This is a genomic window from Pseudomonas sp. Eth.TT006, assembly GCF_054456575.1.
Genome location: NZ_JBTJEN010000005.1, coordinates 1 through 18,493, shown reverse-complemented (window position 1 = coordinate 18,493; position 18,493 = coordinate 1). Strand labels below are relative to the sequence as shown.

At 60.5% G+C, this 18,493-nt stretch carries 13 protein-coding genes; 10 read left to right on the top strand and 3 right to left on the bottom strand.

Going from position 1 to position 18,493, the window contains the following annotated elements:
* The first annotated feature begins 68 nt into the window (after window positions 1-68).
* Window positions 69-407 carry a tryptophan synthase subunit beta gene (locus tag ACXR0M_RS09675; protein ID WP_458831692.1) on the top strand — a complete coding sequence of 113 codons (339 nt, stop codon included), beginning with the start codon at window positions 69-71 and terminating at the stop codon, window positions 405-407.
* Window positions 408-868: 461 nt separating this feature from the next.
* On the opposite strand, the gene lapD is transcribed toward ACXR0M_RS09675, so the two are convergent.
* Complete coding sequence (gene lapD, locus ACXR0M_RS09670) at window positions 869-2,815, bottom strand: cyclic di-GMP receptor LapD (protein WP_458831691.1); 1,947 nt, start codon at window positions 2,813-2,815, stop codon at window positions 869-871.
* Between the two features lie 14 nt (window positions 2,816-2,829).
* Window positions 2,830-3,522, bottom strand: coding sequence for a cysteine protease LapG (gene lapG / locus ACXR0M_RS09665; RefSeq protein WP_458831690.1), 693 nt, complete (start codon window positions 3,520-3,522; stop codon window positions 2,830-2,832).
* Between the two features lie 195 nt (window positions 3,523-3,717).
* On the opposite strand from lapG, the gene ACXR0M_RS09660 reads away from it, so the two are divergent.
* The 5 genes from ACXR0M_RS09660 to ACXR0M_RS09640 all read left to right on the top strand — a co-directional run bounded on the left by ACXR0M_RS09660 (window position 3,718) and on the right by ACXR0M_RS09640 (window position 10,738).
* The gene (locus ACXR0M_RS09660) at window positions 3,718-4,428 is read left to right on the top strand and encodes a GntR family transcriptional regulator (protein ID WP_458831689.1); all 711 of its coding nucleotides are present in this window, start codon (window positions 3,718-3,720) and stop codon (window positions 4,426-4,428) included.
* 711 nt (window positions 4,429-5,139) lie between these two features.
* A complete protein-coding gene (locus ACXR0M_RS09655; RefSeq protein ID WP_458831688.1) occupies window positions 5,140-5,916 on the top strand; it encodes a DUF3050 domain-containing protein in 777 nt (258 codons plus the stop codon).
* On the top strand, window positions 5,913-6,842 hold the full coding sequence (locus ACXR0M_RS09650) for a diiron oxygenase (protein ID WP_458831687.1): 930 nt from the start codon (window positions 5,913-5,915) through the stop codon (window positions 6,840-6,842). The genes ACXR0M_RS09655 and ACXR0M_RS09650 overlap by 4 nt, the downstream gene beginning before the upstream one ends.
* 13 nt (window positions 6,843-6,855) lie before the next feature.
* Window positions 6,856-10,248, top strand: a complete 3,393-nt coding sequence (locus ACXR0M_RS09645) for an amino acid adenylation domain-containing protein (RefSeq protein ID WP_458831686.1) — start codon at window positions 6,856-6,858, stop codon at window positions 10,246-10,248.
* 22 nt (window positions 10,249-10,270) lie between these two features.
* Window positions 10,271-10,738, top strand: a complete 468-nt coding sequence (locus ACXR0M_RS09640) for an SRPBCC family protein (RefSeq protein WP_458831685.1) — start codon at window positions 10,271-10,273, stop codon at window positions 10,736-10,738.
* A gap of 135 nt (window positions 10,739-10,873) precedes the next feature.
* Here the strand turns inward: ACXR0M_RS09640 and ACXR0M_RS09635 are convergent, their stop codons facing one another.
* Window positions 10,874-12,754, bottom strand: coding sequence for a methyl-accepting chemotaxis protein (locus tag ACXR0M_RS09635; protein WP_458831684.1), 1,881 nt, complete (start codon window positions 12,752-12,754; stop codon window positions 10,874-10,876).
* Between the two features lie 328 nt (window positions 12,755-13,082).
* On the opposite strand from ACXR0M_RS09635, the gene ACXR0M_RS09630 reads away from it, so the two are divergent.
* The 4 genes from ACXR0M_RS09630 to ACXR0M_RS09615 all read left to right on the top strand — a co-directional run bounded on the left by ACXR0M_RS09630 (window position 13,083) and on the right by ACXR0M_RS09615 (window position 18,429).
* Window positions 13,083-13,583 (top strand): sigma-70 family RNA polymerase sigma factor, encoded by a 501-nt coding sequence (locus ACXR0M_RS09630; RefSeq protein WP_458831683.1) that lies wholly within the window; start codon window positions 13,083-13,085, stop codon window positions 13,581-13,583.
* Entirely contained in the window at window positions 13,583-14,584 is a 1,002-nt protein-coding gene (locus ACXR0M_RS09625) for a FecR domain-containing protein (protein ID WP_458831682.1), read from the top strand. Before ACXR0M_RS09630 ends, ACXR0M_RS09625 begins: the two co-directional genes overlap by 1 nt.
* Before the next feature lie 87 nt (window positions 14,585-14,671).
* A complete protein-coding gene (locus ACXR0M_RS09620; RefSeq protein ID WP_458831681.1) occupies window positions 14,672-17,173 on the top strand; it encodes a TonB-dependent siderophore receptor in 2,502 nt (833 codons plus the stop codon).
* A 77-nt stretch (window positions 17,174-17,250) separates the two neighbouring features.
* Entirely contained in the window at window positions 17,251-18,429 is a 1,179-nt protein-coding gene (locus ACXR0M_RS09615) for a PepSY-associated TM helix domain-containing protein (RefSeq protein ID WP_458831680.1), read from the top strand.
* The last annotated feature ends 64 nt before the right edge of the window (window positions 18,430-18,493 follow it).

Here is an 18,493-nt window from a genome sequence, read left to right as displayed (position 1 = left end):
CGCATACTCGCGTGCAGTTGGCCTATGCTGCTGACAGCATGACGCTGGTTCTTTCTGAGGGATGCTCAATGTTTTACGTGCAACGTGATGCGCAGGGTCAGTTGATTCGCGTGGAAGCTGCGGCCTACGCCGAAGCCACGGAAACGCTGCCGGCGGACAACTATGAAGTCGAGGCGTGGTTCGCCAACGCGGCCGTGGAAAACAGCCTCAAACAGCTCAAGCAGAGCGACTTCGAGATGATTCGGGTACTCGACGACCTGATTCAGGTGCTGACCCAGAAAGGCGTAATCCGCGTCACCGACCTGCCGGCGGCGGCGCAGGCCAAGTTGATGGACCGGACCCAGGCACGGGAAGCGCTGGGCGGGTTGAGCCAGTTGATTGATGAGGAAGAGAGCGGGTTGATCTGATTACGCCAACGTCAAAAGCCCCTCCCCCCAGCCCTCTCCCGGAGGGAGAGGGAGCTGACCGAGGTGGCTGGCGATATACATCGACCTGAGAGATCGGGTCGACTGTGGATTCAAAGCCAATCGCTCACGGCGGCGTACGGCCGGAATATCCCCCAATCAGTCCCCTTGAGGCAGAGGGGCCGACCGAGGTGGCTGGCGATATACATCGACCTGAGAGATCGGGTCGATTGTGGATTCAAAACAAATCGCTCACCTCGGCATACGTCCTGAATATTCCCCAATCAGTCGCCTTTAGGCAGAGGGGCCGACCGAGGTGGCTGGCGATATACATCGACCTGAGAGATCGGGTCGATTGTGGATTCAGCGGAGCTCTTTCACGTCGGCGTATTACGTCAATATTCCCCAATCAGTCCCCTCTCCCTCTGGGAGAGGGCTAGGGTGAGGGTTGCTTTTGCAATGACTCACCGCCAAGGTTTGGGCTCACCCAACAACTGCCCCTGCACCCCATACAAGCCCATCTCGCGAATCACCGACAACTCCCCTTCGGTCTCGACCCGCTCGGCAATCAGCGGCAGATCAATGCTGTGCGCTGCACGCTGGATCGCCTCGATGAACAGGCGTTTGTCGCTTTCCTGGTCGATCGCGCGAATGTAGCTGCCATCGATCTTCAGGTACGCCAGCCCCAGGCGCGCCAGGTTGCCGATCATGCTGAAGCGTCCGCCGAAGCGCTGCAGACTCAGGGAGAAGCCCAATTCGCGCAGGCGCCGGGTCAATTGCTCAAGTACCGCTTGTTCCGGCAATTGCTCCTCGCCGATTTCCAGGGTCAGACGCTCACCGAGGTTGGAGTGCGCCCGCAGGATCTCGAAGACTTTGTTCAGCGCCTGCGGATCGGCCAGGGTGGCCGAGGACAGGTTCAGTGCCAGCGAGTCCTCGTGCTCTTTCATCTGCTCCAGCACGCGCTCGAGCATCAATCGGTCCAGGCGCGCGGTCCAGCCGAAACGCTCAAGCCATGGCAGGAAACGTCCGGCCGGAATGGTCTGGCCCTGATCATCCAGCAGCCGCGACAGCACTTTGTAGTGCAGCACCAGTTGCGGATCCTGTGCGGCCACCACCGGTTGGAAAAACAGCTCGAAACGCTGTTGATTCAGCGCCTGATCGAGCAAGCGATGCCAGGCATGGTGATCGTCGCCGACCTCCGCCACCAGGCTCTGATCGATACATGCCCAGTTCTGCTCGCCCTGGCCCTCGGCCTGCGCCAGCGCCTGATCGCCGAGGGTCAGCACCGCTTGCGGTGAATCGCCGTGGGCGAACGGTGCGAGGCCGATGGAAGCCACGGCCGGCACATCGGTGGCGCCGGTGGCGTGCAGGCTGCTCAGCGCACTGTCGAGGTTCTGCGCCAGCTGCAGCGCTTCCTCGCGTACCAGCCCCGGCGCCAGCACGGCAAACTCACCACCGCGAATCCGGGTGACGAGGTTCTGGGTTTCCGGGTATTTGGCGCATTCGCGAGACAGTTGTTCGCCCACCGCTTTGAGCAGTGCATCGGTGCGCTGCCCGCCCAGACGCTGGTTGAGTCCGGCCAGATCCTTGACCCGCAACAACAGCAGATAACCCGAACTGGCCTGTTCCGGGTTGCTCACCCGGTTGTGCAGCTGCATCTCGAAATAACGTCGGTTGGCCAGGCCGGTGAGGTTGTCCTGATAGGATTCGGCACGCAGTTTTTCACTGCGTTCGGCCTGCTCCTGAAACAGCGCCTTGAGCTTCTCGACCATCTGATTCATCGCCTGCACCACGCGGCGCAATTCCGGGGTCCGTGGCAGCTCCGGCAGGCTGAGAAACTCGCGGCGGGCGATGGCGTGGGATTGTTGGACCATGTAATCCAGCGGGCGCAATTGCCGGCGCAACAGCAGCGCGCCGAGCACCGCACTGACCGCGCCACACAGCAGCAGCCAGCCGAGGCTGCCCAAGGCGCTCTGCCACAGCTTGGCCACGGCAAACATCGGGTGGCTGACCACCTCGACTCTGGCCGCCTGCTCCCAGCCACGGCTGACCAGCGCGTCGCCGCCAGCCGGTTCCAGGCCAATCAGTTTGACGAACCAGTCCGGCACATTGCTCACCGCCGGAATCCCGCTGCGCTCGACGATGGTCTGGTCGGTCTTCAGGTCGACCACGCGGATGCTCGCGTAATAGCCACTGTCGAAAATCGAGCTGACCAACAGCTCGACCATCGCCGGGTCGTCGATATTCGGTGTCAGTGACAACGCCAGAGCTGTGGCGGCGTCCTGGGCGTGGGAGCGCAGCTGATTGACGTACTGGGTGCGCGAGCTCTCCAGACTGACCATGAAGCTGCCGGTGAAGGCGACCACGAGGAACAGACAGATAGCGATCAACAGCTGTTTGAACAAAGACATCTGAGCGCGTGCTCCTAGTTAGTCGTTTCGACCGGAAAACCTTCGGCCTGCATTTTCTTCAGCACATCCTGCCAGCGCGACAGGCGTTTGGTGTCACCGACCTTCTTGTTGCCCTTGGCCCCCGGCAGGTACAGACCTTCGGCATTGAAAGAGTAGACCGGCAACAGGTCGGTTCGCTGCGACGCCGGCTGGATCGGATCGATCAGGCTGTCGAGCACCAGCGGCATGGCATCGGGGGTGGCGTAATACGTCAGCACCATGTGCGCACGGTTCTGGCGCAGAGCCTTGACGTAGGTGATGCGCAGTTTGTCACTGGAAACACCGAGATGGCGCAGGCTGAAATACTTGGCAATCGCATAATCTTCGCAATCGCCGGCGCCTTTCCACAGCGCCTCGATGGGCGTCTCCCAATAATCGACCTGCCCCCACAAATCGATATCTTCTACATAACGTACCTGTTTGTTGAAGAACAGGTTGACCACCTTGAGCTTTTCCATCTCGCTGACCTGTTTCTGCGTGGCCAGCAGGTTTTGCCAGGCATCGATCCGTTGCTGGCCGGCGCCCAGCGGTCCGTACAGCGCCGTGGCTTTGCGGCTGATCGCGGAAAAATCCCAATCGGCCTGCAGGCCGCCCAGCATGACGCCGGCCAGCAACAGTGCGCAGCCTAGCCAGCGCAGAGTCCGGGGGATCGCGAAACGTACCGCCACAGCAGGTTTTCCAGGAGGCAGGAAAGAAGGCGTTTGATGGTGAAGCTTAGCCCGCCAAAAAACAATGGCACCATGAGATCATCGCTATCGAGCTAAACTTTTGTGACGGAGTACCTCTACACGGTTTGACATCTTGTAGAGCAGTCACTAGTGTCATTTGGATCCAAATTCAGTCGACAGGCAGGGTGCGTAGTCGTGACACAGAAGCCCAAACCGCTGGACAGCATCAAAGTCGATGGACCGATTCCCGCACACCTCGCCCGTTCGATCATCGAAGAGACGTTGCGCTCGGCGATCCTCGACGGTCGTCTGCCGTGCGGCACCGCTCTGCGCCAGCAGGACCTCGCCGACCTGTTCGGGGTCAGCCGCATGCCGGTGCGCGAGGCACTGCGCCAGCTCGAAGCCCAGCAGTTGCTGAGCGTCACCACGCATAAAGGGGCGGTAGTGGCCGCGCTGATTCAGGGTGATGCAACCGAAACCTATGAGTTGCGGATCCTGCTCGAATCCGAGGCATTGCGCCAGTCGATCCCGCTGCTGGCCAGCACCGAATTCGAGCTCGCCGCCGGTTACATTGCCGAACTTGAAACCGAACACAACTACGCCGAGATCGGCCGGCTCAATCGCCTGTTTCACATGGCCCTGTACAGCAAGGCGCCGAACAAGCGTCTGCTGCGTCTGGTGGAAGACGGGCTCAACGAAGAGGAACGCTTCCTGCGTTTCAATCTCGAGGCCATGGGCCTGGGCAAGCTGTCCCAGGACGACCACCGGGCCATGCTGCAAGCCGCCCGTGAAGGTGATGTCGAACATTCCGTCGAATTGCTCAAGCAGCACCTCAATCGCGGCGTCGAGGTCATTACCCGTTACCTCGCTACCCCGGCCGCGCAAGCGCGCAAATCTGCTTACTGAAGCTCCAAGCGTCGAATAACCTGCTTACAAATCCCCCGTCGGTCTGCCCCGAATCAAGGTGGCAGACCGATCTCCCCGCTCTACTCTCCCTGCGCCAGCCGGCTCGAATCCTGCTCACTGTCGATGAAAAACCGGCCATAGCCGTGGCGCCGATTTACCCGCACTCTTGAACGGCCAACCCCAATAGAACGGGCGATGCACCACACGGTCGGTGCAATCCCCGCAACAGGAACCTACGGAAGGAGCCTTGTCACGGGAAAAAGGAAGTCACGGCGCCGTTCCCGGCCAACTTCCGCCCCATGAAAGATATTAACTTCAGCCAGTAAAAAGTTACTTCGAGTGAGGCATTCACTCTGCTTGTTCGATTTTGATCTTTATTGATCGAAAGGAGTAACTACGCCCAAATAAAACTTCTTCAAAGAGTTTTATAAGAACAACTCATACTTGAAAAACACTCAACTTAAAATAATCAAATTAATTCTTGTTAATTAATTATTCGCCGTATAAGTTCTGCTCCGTCGGCAAGTCAAAGCCCGGCCACGCTGGGCCGGACCACCTGCCATATCCGACAATAGAACAGAGTTCATCAGACATACCGTTCAACCTATATAACGAGGTCAACACACGCCCAGACACCCCCCGCCATTTATCGCCCCATTGATTGCGCAGTTGAAAGAGCCGTTCCATTTCATATCAATGATAAAGGACATCATGATGTCGACTAAGAACCAACTCGCCCTGAAGAAAGCCGAACTCAGTATTCATCCGATCTTTTCCGAGATCACTTCGTTACCGGTATTGCGTCGTTTCATGGAAACCCACGTGTTCGCCGTGTGGGATTTCATGTCACTGACCAAGCGCCTGCAACAGGAGCTGACCTGCACGCGTCTGCCCTGGTTGCCGCCGCGCGATCCGCATGCCGCGCGCCTGATCAACGAAATCGTGCTCGGCGAAGAGTCGGACGATCGCCTGAGCCAGGGTCATTACAGCCATTTCGAACTGTACCTCGACGCCATGCGTGAGATCGGGGCAAGCACAACAGCGGTAGAGCGTTTTGTCGCACTACAGCTGGAGGGCGTGAGTTACGACGTGGCCCTGCAAAGCGTCGAGGTCGATCCAGCCGCCGCGCAGTTTGTCCGCGACACCCTGCGCACGGCGTTGCATGCGCCGGGGCATAGCGTCGCCGCGGCGTTTCTGCATGGCCGGGAGAGCGTCATTCCGACGATGTTCCAGCGCATTCTCGATGACTGGGGAATCGGCATCGAACAGGCGCCGACCTTTCGCTATTACCTGCAGCGCCATATCGAGGTCGACTCCGAGGATCACGGCCCGGCGGCGGAGCAACTGCTCGAGCGCCTGGTCGATGGCGATCCGCAGCGTGAAGCCGAGGTCTATGCCAGCGCCATCGCGGCGGTGGAGAGTCGCATCGCCCTGTGGGACGGCCTGCGTCTGAGCATGCACGAGCCGCTGGCGGAGGTGGCCCAATGAACGCCGCCGACTACCAATCCTTCGCCGATACCTGGGAAAGCCGCGCGACCATCCGCACCCGGCCACGGCGCGTGCTGGAAGACGATGAACGCCTGATCTACCCGCTGAGCCGCCAGCCCCTGGTACTCAGCGAAACCTTCCTGCGCGAGTGCCCGCAACAACGGGATTTCGCCCTGGTGCAGACGCTGTACAAGTTCATCAACGACGTGGTGATTTTCGAAACCGAGATCGTCGACAAGACCGCGCGCAGCATCGCCAAGAATCGCTTTGCCGTGGCCTTCCCGTTCGCCTGTCGCTACGACGCCATGACCGTGGTGGTGGACGAGGATTACCACGCGCTGGTGGCGATGGATTTCATGCAGCAGACCGTGGCCATGACCGGTATCGAGCCGATCGAACTGCCCGCTGAAATCGAACTCAGCCGGGCGATTCCGGCAGCGGTAAGTCTGGCGCCGGAACACCTGCGCAGTGCTGTGGAACTGATCTGCGTGGCCATCGCCGAGAACACCGTGACCGGTGACGTCGCGGCGTTCGCCCGGGACGATACGGTCAAGCCGTCGATCAAAGGCCTGATGGCCGACCACCTGCTCGACGAGGGCCGGCACTCCAGCTTCTGGGCGCGGATGGTGCGCATCTATTGGCACACCGCCAGTGACGCCGACCGGGAAACCATTGCGCAGATCCTGCCGGTGTTCATCGGCCATTACCTGACCAACGACATTCAGAAGTCCTTCGATCTGCGCCTGATCGACGCCTTGCCGGTCAGCGATGCGGTGCGCCGTTCACTGAAGGACGAGATGTCCGGGCTGGCGTTCCCGATCAATCGTCACCATCCGCTGGTGGGCAACATCGTGCGGTTTTTCCACAACAGCTCGCTGCTCGATACGCCCTGCGTGCAGCACGCCTTGCGTGACTATCTGGATTGATGAGGAGGTCGACATGAGACGTCTCGACATTTTGCTGATTGGCGCCAGCCAGGCGATGACCGACCTGGCGCAGGAACTCGAACACCACGGCCACAGCGTGCTGCGCAGTGCTGCGGGGCAATCGACGGTGGATCTGATCGTCGACGACGGCTTTATCGGCGCCGGCGATCTGTGTGCCATCCCGCACCTGCATCTGCGCCTGGGGATCGGTGCGTCGGGCATCGGCGGTCTGCCAACCCTCGACCTGCTGTGCTTCCTCGGCTCGTCACTGATCAGCCGCGTGCCGATTGGCGATGAGCCGAGCGGCAACGGCCAGGCACTGCGCCAGCGAGTGCTGACGCAGGTGGTCGACGAGGTCGCGCTGCTGGTCAGCCGTTTCTCTCGCGACGCCGGGTACTTGCAGCAGGCGAGGCCGGCCAAGGCGCCCGACTTTGAACAAGTGGAAGACCTGCTGTTTCTCGACAGTCTGGCTTACGTCCATCGCCGTAACGCCACGGCGCATCCGGCGTTGTTGCGACAGGCACAGACGCCACTGATCGAACGCCTGCAACGCAGCCTGATCGAGCATGCCGAGCGACCGGCGCTGCACCTGGGCGGGCAGTCGCTCAGCTATCGCCAGTTGCACACGCAAAGCCTTGCGATTCAGCAACGGTTGCTGCCGCTGCTCGAACAGCATCCGCAGCCATGGATCGTCGGCATTTGCCAGGCGAAAAGTCCGGCGCTGTTCGCCTCGATTCTGGCAGTGCTCGGCAGTGGCGCGGTGTACCTGCCGCTGGAACCGAGCCATCCGTTGCAGCGCCAGCAATACATCCTGCAAAACGCCGGCGCGGTGTTGTTGCTGCACGACGGTGAGCACCCGCTCAGCGAGTCGATGCCCGGGCTGGACGTCAGTCGTATCGACAGCGCCGACGCGGATCTCGACCAGGCGCTGATGTGCCAGCGCCCCGAGCTCGACGCGCCGTGCATGGCGCTGTACACCTCCGGCACCACCGGCCATCCGAAGGGCGTGCTGCTGAGTCAGGCGAACCTTGCGCACTTCACCGTGTGGTATGCCGATTACGTGCAGTTGCGCGCCGAGAGTCGGGTGTTGCAGTTCTCTTCGCTGAGCTTCGATTCGTCGCTGATCGATATCTTTCCCACGCTGCTGAAAGGCGCCGAACTGGTGGTGCCCGACGACACGCAACGCCGCGATCCGCTGCAACTGGTGGCGTTGATCCGCCGTCGGAAATTGACCTACGCGTTCCTGCCGCCGGCGCTGCTGAGCATCCTGCCGCTGGAGCAATTGCAGGGGGTTGAGGTGATGACCGGCGGCGATGTCTGCGAGCCCTTCGTCATTGAGCAACTGACCCGCCAGGGCAAGCTGCACAACCTCTACGGCCCCACTGAAGCCACGGTGCTGATCACCGCCCGGCAACTGCAACCGGGTGACAGCAACCGCAGCCTCGGCGCGCCGATTGCCAACAGTCAGGTGCTGATTCTTGACGATGATCTGCAACCGGTGCAGGAGCACAGCGTCGGCGAATTGTTCATCCTCGGCCCCGGTGTCTGCCTCGGTTATCTGAATAATCCGCAGCAGACCGCCGAGCGCTATCTGACCCTGCAACTGCCGCACGGCGAGACTTTGCGCGCCTACCGCAGCGGCGACATGGCCAAGTGGGGTGAACACGGGATCGAGCTGTGCGGACGGCGTGACAATCAGGTGAAGATCCGCGGTTTCCGGGTCGAGCCGGAAGAGATCGAGCGCTGCCTGCGCGAGAGCCAGTTGTACCGTCAGGTGGCGGTGGTGATCGACAGTCAGCGGCGGATCCTGGCGTTCCTCGCCCAGGCGCAATCAGACGCTGCTCGCGATGCGTTGAAGGCCCATGCCCGGCAGTTTCTCCCGGACTACATGCAACCGGTGGCCTGGACCGAGTTACCGCAGATGCCGTTTGCCAGCAATGGCAAGGTCGATCGCAAAGCCTTGCTGGCGCTACCGGTGAGCGTGCAGCACAGCGGCGCGAAATGCCTGCCGGCGAATGCCGATGAAGCGCTGTTGCTGGAGATCTGGGCGGAATTGCTGGAGCTGCCGGTCGACGATATTTCCACCGACGAGAGTTTCTTCAACCTCGGTGGTCACTCGATTCTGCTGTCGCGGATGTTGCTGCGTTTGCGTGAAGAGTTCGGGCGCAGCATCTCGATCAATCGCTTCATCGAACTGCCGACCATCAGCAAGCTCGCGACACTGGTGCGCGGTACCGATGACAGTGCGGTACTCAGCGCCCAGGCCATGGCCGATGCCGAGCGCCCGCTGGACATCGAGCCGCTGCCAATCAGTCGTCTCGGCGATGTGCACAAGGTAATCGTCACCGGCGCCAACAGTTTTGTCGGCGTGCACATCGTCGAAGCGCTGCTCGGTTGGGGCGCCAGCGAAGTGGCCTGTCTGGTGCGTGACGGTGGCGGGCAAACGGCGGCGCAGCGCTTCGCCCAAGCGGTGCGCGAGAACCGTCTGGAGCATCTGGACCTGAGTCGGGTGCGGGTTTATTCGGCAGACATCAGCCGCCCGCAACTGGGCCTGGCCGGCGCCGATTATCAGCGCCTCGATCGCGAGTTCGGCGCGCTGGTGCACAACGCCGCCAACGTCAATCACGTACTCGATTACGAGTCGCTGGCCGCGGATAACGTCGAGCCGATCTTCGAGCTGTTGCGTCTGTGCGAAGGGCGCAGCAAAAAGCTCTTCAACTTCGTCTCGACGCTGTCGGCTTCCAGCACCGTCGATGGCGAAGGCCGAGTGCTCGAATTGCCCGCCGCGGCGACGCCGCCGATCTACATTCGCAACGGCTACAACCTGTCGAAATGGGTTGGCGAGCGTATCCTCGAACGCGCCCGCGAGCGCGGGGTGTGGGTCAATCTGTACCGTCCCGGCAACATCAGTTTCAACAGTCTGAGCGGCGTCTGCCAGCCGCACAAAAACCGTTTGATGCTGATGCTCAAAGGCTCGATCCAGCTCGGTCAGGTGCCGGCCTTCGCGCTGAATTTCGACCTGATGCCGGTGGACTTTCTCGCCCGCTTCATCGCCTTCCACGCCAGCCGTTATTCGCCCGAGCATGCGGTGTTCAACCTGCACAACCCCGAGCCGCTGAGCTGGGACGCCTATGTCGCTTCGTTCCGCGAAACCGGCAGCGAGTTCGCGCTGGTCAGCGTCGCCGACTGGCAGCAGCAACTGGGCCGGGTCGATGCCGACAACGCGCTGTTCGGCGTGCTCGGTTTCTACCTCAACGGCTTCGAGGAAGACATCGGCGACATCTCCCTGATCGGTCACGCCAACGCCCAGGCCGGCGTGCGGCAGATGGGTGCGCGGTACCCGGAAAAGTCCCCGGCGCTGCTGCGTCGCGGCTGCGATTACCTGAAACAGATCAACTTCATCTAGTGCAACCACAAGGAGCAACACCATGAGCAACCTGCAACCCGACACCCTGATCAAAAACCCCCACGGCTGCCACGTTGTGTCTTCGGTGGAAGTGCCGGCAGACGCGGCGCAGGTCTGGGCGGTGGTCGGCAACTTCGGCGCTTTCGAACGTTTCATCCCGGCGTTGTCGCACACCGAAATGACTGGCGATGGCGTGTCTTCGCTGCGCAAGAAAATCTTCAAGGACGGCAATGTGGTGGTCGAACAGCTCAACTCCCGCGATGAGCAGGCGCGAAGCATGACCTGGACCACCATCTACAACACGCTGGGGGTGGCCAATCTGTGGGCGGCGATGAATGTGGAATCGCTGGGAACGGGGAAGGCGCGGGCGACCTGGACGATCATTGCCGAGCCGGCGTCAGGCGGGGAAGAGGCGCTGCCGGGGTTCAAGGACTTCGTGCAGGGCTTTGCCGATGATGCGATGGGGAATGTGCTGAGGCTGTTTGTTTAAGGCTTCCGTCTTGCGGTGATTGCACCGCCGCTTTCGCTGGCAAGCCAGCTCCCACAGGTTTCAGGTCGGTCACAAATGTTGTGTACGCCAGAAATCCTGTGGGAGCGGGCTTGCCCGCGATGAACGATAACGCGGTCAGATCTTGAAGCTGTCCACCAACTGCTTCAACCGGTTGGCCTGCTGCGACAACGCATCGCAATCCTTCAACGTTTCGTTGAGGTTGGCCACACTCTGCTGGTTCAACAGGTTGATCTGGTTGACGTCGACGTTGAGGGTTTCCACCACGGCGGTCTGCTCTTCGGTCGCGGCAGCCACCGACTGGTTCATGCCGTCGATCTCGCCGATGCGCTGGGTCACGCTGACCAGTCGCAGGCCGGCCTGGTTCGCCACTTCAACGCTCTCTTCGCTGGACGCCTGGCTGGCGTTCATGGTGGTCACCGCTTCACGCGAACCGACCTGCAACGAGGTGATCATCTTGTGGATCTCTTCCGCCGACTCCTGGGTGCGGTGCGCGAGGTTGCGCACTTCGTCCGCCACCACCGCAAAACCACGGCCGGCTTCACCGGCACGCGCCGCTTCAATCGCCGCGTTGAGCGCCAGCAGGTTGGTCTGCTGCGAGATGCCTTTGATCACATCGAGGATGTGGCCGATGTTGTCGGTGCTGGCGTTGAGGGTTTCGATCTGGGTGCACGACAGGCTGATTTTCTGCGACAGCTCGGTCATCGCCTGGATGGTTTGCTCCACCACCTGACGACCGTCGTCGGCCTGCTCGCTTGCACCGCTGGCGTGCTGCGAAGCATCGGCAGCGTTGCGCGCAATTTCCTGAGTGGCGGCGCCCAACTGGTTGATCGCGGCGGCCACGCTGTTGGTGCGGGCGCTTTGTTCGTCGGAACCGATGATCGAAGCGTTGGACGATGCCATCACCCGTTGCGACAGATCGTGCACGTGACGGGTGGCCGACGACACTTCGGAAATCGACGCGTGAATGCGCTCGACGAACTGGTTGAACGAGCTGCCCAGTACGGCAAACTCATCCTTGCCCGTCACCACCAGACGCCGGGTCAGGTCGCCTTCGCCCTGGGCGATGTCCTGCATCGCACGACCCATGGTGGTCAGCGGACGCATCAGAACGTTGATCAGCAGGCTCAGCAGCAGCGCGATGGCCGCGACGGCGACGAACATGGCGATCAGCGCCGAGGTACGGAATTGGCTCAGAGCCGCGTAGGCCTTGTCGTGATCGATTGACAGACCGATGTACCACTGAGCATTCGGCAAATCGTTGACCGGGGTGAACGACAGGATGCGTTCCTGGCCGTTGAGCACCACGTTCTGGTTGCCCTTCTCGATGCGCACGCTGGAATTCGGATAGATGTCCTTCAGGTTCTTCATCACCTGATCCTTGTCCGGGCTGACGATCACCTGACCGTCGGCGCTGACCAGGAATGCATGGCCCAGGCCACCGAAGTCCACCGAGTTGATGATCTTCACCAGGGTTTCCAGGCTCAGGTCACCGCCGACGACGCCGAGCAGTTCGCCGTTCTTTTTCACCGGCATGGCGATGGTCACCACCAGCCCGCCGACAGCAGCCATATAAGGCGGCGTCAGCATGGTTTTGTCAGCAGCAACGGCCTGCTTGTACCACGGGCGCTGACGCGGGTCGTAACCGTCCGGCATCTTCGCGTCCGGGCGCTGGGTGAACACCCCGTTGGCCTGACCGACGTAGGTGAACTGGAAGTTCGAGGTGAACGCTGGTTGATCGACCAGGCCAGGGAAGTCCGCGTCCTTGCCCTGATGGGCGACGTTCTGTGCGAGGTTTTCCAGCACCAGGATTCGCCCGCTCATCCAGTTCTGCACGCTGCTGGCGGTCAGATCACCGGCCTGCTGCACGGAAGACTGGAGGTTCTGGCGAATGGTGTTGCGCTGCAGATAGTCGTTGTAGAGCGTAAACAACGCGAACGCCAGGACCACAACGCCCGAGGCGGCCAACAGGATTTTATGGCTGAACTTGAGATTCATTTCATGGGACTTCTTATGCAAAAGTGGGGATGCGTTTCGGGATGCAACATCCATGTAGCTCCAAATATCCAATGGCTGGCAGGCAGCTTTCTGAGGGCCGCTCTACTTTGGTGCACGCATGTCTCACCATGCTGTCGGCACGATTCGGAGAAAGCTTAGGGCTGTGTGGGAAATGGATGACCTTTGTGCAGGTTTCCCGCCGAACGGCGTACCAGAGCGTTCGCCAGGAGCAAATTGAGGACTGCTATTGGAGCGAAGGTTGCAAAATGTGCAGTCCTTGTTAAAAATGCGACTAATTATCATTTGTGACGTACAGGCTGTCGCGTTCATGTCCTCTCCCGAGTTTGCCGTGCAGGCGCTTTACAGTAGTCATCACAGCTGGCTCAACGCCTGGCTGCGGGCGCGACTGGGCAATGCTGCGGATGCGGCGGATCTGGCGCAGGACACTTTCGTGCGCCTGTTGCAGCGCAGCGAACGTCTGGAACTCAAGGCACCGCGGGCTTTTTTGCGTACGATCGCTCGCGGTCTGGTGATCGATCACTGGCGCCGAGAAGAAATCGAACGCGCCTATCTCGACGCCATCGCCCATTTGCCTGAAGCCGAAACGCCGAGTGCCGAAGCCCGCACCCTGGTCATCGAATTGCTCGAAAGCATCGCGCGCATGCTTGAGGGCTTGCGGCCGAAAGTGCGTCAGGTGTTTCTGCTGGCGCAGTGCGAAGGTCTGAGCCACAAACAGATCGCCGAGCAGATGGGTTTGTCGCTGCGCTCGGTGGAACGTTACGTCGCCGACGCGCTGTATCACTGCTACGTGCTGCGGTACGCCAATTGATGCCTATGGACAACGTCTACGCCGAACGCCGCGCCGAGCCGCCACAACAGGTGGTCAAACAAGCCATTCACTGGCTGCTGCGGCTCCGCAACAATCACGGCAATCCGCGCCTGAGCCGCCAGTGCGAAGCCTGGCGTGCCGAGCATCACGAGCACGAACTGGCCTGGCAGCGCGTGCAGTCGCTGCAGGCGGAACTGAGCCATAACCTGCGCGCCGTGCCCGGCGCTCATGTGGCGCTCAATACCCTGGAAAACAGCGCGCAAGGACTCGGAAGGCGGCAGGCCTTGAAACTGTTGTCCGGCGCCTTGCTCATGGGTTCCGCCGCCTGGCTGGCCAAGGACACCGCGGCCTGGCAGCTTTGGCGCGCCGACTACGCCACGGTGACCGGCGAGCGCCGCAGCTTCCAGTTGCCCGACGGCACCCGGATCGAACTCAACACGGCCAGCGCGGTGGATCTGGATTACACCGCACAACAGCGGCTGATCAAACTCACCCGCGGCGAAATCATCGTCACCTGCGGCGGCAACGATGAAGGCGCGACCTTCAACCGACCACTTCGCGTACTAAGCCGTCACGGCCTATACGAGCCGACCAATGCGCGTTTCATCCTGCGCCAGGACGGTGATTGCACGCGGCTGAGCGTCACCAGCGGGCGCGTCGCCATCCGCAGCGGCGGCACTGCGGTGGAAGCGCTCGCCGGGCAGAGCTATCTGATCAATCACCAGCAGGTGCGCCCGGCGCCGCCACTGGATATGGACGCGGGTGCGTGGGTCGACGGTTTGATCGTGACGCGCAACATGCGCCTGGGCGATTTTCTCAAAGAGGTCGGACGTTATCGTCCGGGCTTCGTGTCCTGTGCGTCTGCCGTGGCGGATCTGCGTCTGTCGGGGGTATTCCGCCTGGAGGACACCGACAAGCTGCTGGCCGTTCTGCCGCAGACGCTGCCGGTGCAATTGCGCTATCGCAGCCGTTGGTGGGTCACGCTGGAAGCCGTGACCTGAAATTATTTTGGCGGGTTTTCGCGGCAAGTCCGGCTTGGTCATTAAGCACTTCAATTCAGCCTTTGCGACTTGCCACGGAAACCGACGATGACTGTCCGCATTACCTGTAAGAAATCTCTGCGTTACACCGCCGAATCTGGCCTGTTGCGCCATGCCGTTCGCGCCGCCCTGCTCTCCACTGTTCTGGGCGCCGCGGTAGTGCCCGGCCTGAGCCTCGCGGCCACTGCCAGTGAAGCGAGCAGTCAGCGCTATAGCATTGCCGCCGGCCCGCTGGGCGAAGCGCTGAACCAGTTCGCGCGTCAGGCCGGCATCACCTTGTCGATGACCCCGCAACAAACGCAGGGGCGGCAATCTCCGGGTGTGCAGGGTGAATATTCTACCGATCAGGCGCTGAGCCATCTGCTCGGTGGCTCGGGTCTGGAGGCGGTCAGTCAGGACGGGAGCAGTTACACCCTGCATGCCGTCAGCGACAGCAACGCCCTGGCGCTGCCGACCACCGATATCAAAGGCTTCGCCCTCGGCAACGCACTCGGCAGCATGGAGGGCTACAACGCTACCCACAGCCAGATCGCCACCAAGACCAGTACCGCGTTGCTGGAAACCTCGCAAAGCGTGTCCGTGGTCACTCGCGAGCAAATGGACGATCAGGGCTCGCAAACCGTTTCCCAGGCGATGCGCTATACCCCCGGCGTGCTGACCAACCCTTACGGCGCGACGCATCGCTACGATTATGTGGCGATGCGCGGTTTCAACGACGGCTCGGTGGACAACATCTATCTCGACGGGCTCAAGTCGATGGGTGACAGCGGGACGTACAGCACCATGCAGGTCGATCCGTATTTCCTCGAGCGTGTGGATATCCTCAAAGGTCCTTCGTCGGTGTTGTATGGCCGCAGTTCCCCCGGCGGCCTGGTGGCATTGACCAGCAAAAAGCCGTTGTACGAGACTTATCATCAGGTGCAGGCCACGGTCGGCACTCAGGGTCAGCGCGGGGTCGGTTTTGACTTCAGTGGTCCGGTCGATGACGACAAGCGCATTGCCTATCGTCTGACCGGTTTGACGGATCAGTCTGACACGCAATTCGACCACAACAAGGAAAAGCGCTTCGCCCTCGCGCCGACCCTGAGCATCGATTTCACCGAAGACACCTCGCTGACGCTGCAGGCGTATCTGCAGCACGATCCGGATGGCGGCTACCACGGTGGCGTGCCGGCGGACGGCACGATTCATCAGCGCAACGGCAATCGTATCTCGCCGCACTTCTTCGAGGGCGAGCCGGGGGTTGATGGCTATTCGCGGGATCAGCAGTCATTCGGCTATCAGTTCGAACATCGCTTCAACGATGTTTTCACGGCGCGTCAGAACTTCCGTTACCTCGACTCCAAAGTAAATATGGATCAGGTCTACGCCTACGGCTGGACCACGCCGACCAGTAACGAACTGAACCGCTACTACACCGGCGGCGATGAGCGTCTGCATGCGTTCATCGTCGACAACATGTTGCAGGCCGAATTCTTCACCGGTGCCACCAAACACACGGTGTTGATGGGCGCGGACTATCAACGGCGCAAGACCGTGGTCGACTGGACCAGCGGCGGCCTGGCGCCGATCAATGCGTTCAACCCGGTCTACGGTAACTCGGCGATCGATATGTACGGTGAGACCAGTTACTTGCGGCGCCTGGAGCAGACCGGGGTGTACCTGCAGGACTTGATCGAAATGGACCAATGGCGCTTCTCGCTGGGCCTGCGTCAGGACTGGGTCGAGACTTCCGACGAAAACCGGATCGCCGAAGCAGGGCGCCCTGCTGGCAGCGAAATCAATGACCGCCGCACCAAACTTACCGGCCGCGCCGGCGCGCTGTACCTGTTCGATAACGGCCTGGCGCCGTACATCAGCTATTCCGAGTCGTTTAACCCGAACTCGTATGCCGACAGCGCCGGCAATCCGCTGCCGCCGACTGACGGCACGCAATGGGAAGTCGGCCTGAAGTACCAACCTCCGGGCACCGACAATCTGTTCACTGCTTCGCTGTTCCGTATCGATCAGGAAAATCTGGCGACCAAGCTGCCGCAGGAAAACTTCTACCGCGCTGTCGGCGCCGTGCGTTCGCAGGGGCTGGAGCTGGAGGCGCACATGCAGTTGACCGACAACCTGAAAGTCCTTGGCAGCTATACCTTCACCGATATCGAGTATTCGAAGTCAATGGTCAGCACTCTGAGCACGCCGACCGCTGTGATCGAGAACAAAGGCAACTCGCCGACGCAGGCACCGCGGCACATGGCGTCGTTGTGGGCCGACTACAAATTCGATAGCGCGGCACTTGATGGCCTGCGTCTCGGCGGAGGTGTGCGCTACGTCGGTTACAGCTGGGCAGATGCCGAGAACACCATTAAGGTGCCGGCCTACACGCTGTTCGACGCATCGATCGGCTATGACCTGGGCAAGGTCGGCTTGAAGGGCGTCGACGTGCGCCTGAATGCTAACAACCTGACCAACGAGTCCTACGTCGCCTCCTGCGCGAGTCTGAACTTCTGCTACATGGGCGAAGAGCGCAACGTCGCTGCTACGGTCAGCTACCAGTTCTAAGTCTTTGTCTTGTGCACAAAAAAGCCAGCCCCTGAATGTTCAGGGGCTGGCTTTGTCGTCTCTGTGGGGAATCTTTCATGCGCGCATTGTTAGTGTTGTTGCATCGCTATATCGGCTTGGCGACGGCGGTGTTTTTGCTGCTGGCCGGGATCACGGGAAGCATTCTGGCGTTCAATCATGAGCTGGATGAGTGGCTGAATCCGCAATTTTATAAAGCTGCTGCCGAAGGTCAGCGCTTGCCTCCCGGGGCGTTGGTCGATGCCGTGCAAACCGCGCACCCGAAGTTGCAGGTGTGGTACATGGAGTATCCGGATGAATTGGGGCATACCGCCTTATTGGCGGCGGTGCCGCGGAATGATCCGGCGACGGGCAAACCGTTTGATGAGCGCAATCAGGTGTTCTATCTCGACCCGGTAAATGCCGAGCAGAAAGGGCAACGTTACTGGGGCGAGTGCTGCTTTGCGCGAGAGAACCTCATCCCGTTCATTCTCGAGTTTCACTACAACCTGACGCTATCAGGGAACTGGGGATTGTGGCTGATGGGGCTGGTGGCCATCGCCTGGGTGATCGATTGCTTCATTGCGCTGGGGTTGACGCTACCGCGCGGTAAACCGTTCTGGAAGAAGTGGTCGACCGCATGGAAGATCAAAGGCGGACATGCGTACCGGCTCAACTTCGATCTGCATCGGGCGGGTGGATTGTGGCTGTGGTTGTTGCTGCTGCCGATTGCAGTCAGCAGTGTGGCGATGAACCTGCCGAGTCAGGTATTCAAACCGACGGTGTCGTTATTTTCGCCGATTGAACCGAGCGTCTATGAGGCCCGCGGACGAATGCCGCCTTCTGAATTGGGTGTGACGCAATTGAGTTATCAACAGGTGTACGAGCGGGCAATCCAGGAAGGGAAAAGGTTAGGCCTGACGGCTGCGATCGGCGAGTTGTATTACAGCTTTGAGTACAACTTCTACGGCGCCGGGTTTGGACAGCATGACACTGAGGCCCACGGCAAATCCTGGTTGTTCTTTCACGGCACGGATGGACGATTATTAGGACAGGAGATCGCCGGGCAAGGGACTTTGGGAGAACGGTTTTATCGATTGCAGTTACCAATACATGGCGGACGGATCATTGGCTTTACTGGGCAGGTGATAATCGCTGTATTGGGTGTTCTGATTGCGGGGCTGTCTGGGACTGGCGTCTACATCTGGTGGCGCAAGTGGCAGGCTCGGCGCATCAGCAAAGCTCGTAAAGCAGTTTGATATATGGTTTTTGCCTCGCCCTGAAACGACAAAACCCCTGTCTGCGTTAACAGACAGGGGTTCT

Excerpts from the sequence above, each read along its gene's own strand:
- ACXR0M_RS09620 (WP_458831681.1), top strand. The coding sequence starts at position 14,672 with ATGACTGTCCGCATTACCTGTAAGAAATCTCTGCGTTACACCGCCGAA.
- ACXR0M_RS09630 (WP_458831683.1), top strand. The coding sequence starts at position 13,083 with ATGTCCTCTCCCGAGTTTGCCGTGCAGGCGCTTTACAGTAGTCATCAC.
- ACXR0M_RS09635 (WP_458831684.1), bottom strand. The coding sequence starts at position 12,754 with ATGAATCTCAAGTTCAGCCATAAAATCCTGTTGGCCGCCTCGGGCGTT.
- ACXR0M_RS09655 (WP_458831688.1), top strand. The coding sequence starts at position 5,140 with ATGATGTCGACTAAGAACCAACTCGCCCTGAAGAAAGCCGAACTCAGT.
- ACXR0M_RS09645 (WP_458831686.1), top strand. The coding sequence starts at position 6,856 with ATGAGACGTCTCGACATTTTGCTGATTGGCGCCAGCCAGGCGATGACC.
- ACXR0M_RS09675 (WP_458831692.1), top strand. The coding sequence starts at position 69 with ATGTTTTACGTGCAACGTGATGCGCAGGGTCAGTTGATTCGCGTGGAA.
- ACXR0M_RS09625 (WP_458831682.1), top strand. The coding sequence starts at position 13,583 with ATGCCTATGGACAACGTCTACGCCGAACGCCGCGCCGAGCCGCCACAA.
- lapD (WP_458831691.1), bottom strand. The coding sequence starts at position 2,815 with ATGTCTTTGTTCAAACAGCTGTTGATCGCTATCTGTCTGTTCCTCGTG.
- ACXR0M_RS09615 (WP_458831680.1), top strand. The coding sequence starts at position 17,251 with ATGCGCGCATTGTTAGTGTTGTTGCATCGCTATATCGGCTTGGCGACG.
- ACXR0M_RS09640 (WP_458831685.1), top strand. The coding sequence starts at position 10,271 with ATGAGCAACCTGCAACCCGACACCCTGATCAAAAACCCCCACGGCTGC.
- ACXR0M_RS09650 (WP_458831687.1), top strand. The coding sequence starts at position 5,913 with ATGAACGCCGCCGACTACCAATCCTTCGCCGATACCTGGGAAAGCCGC.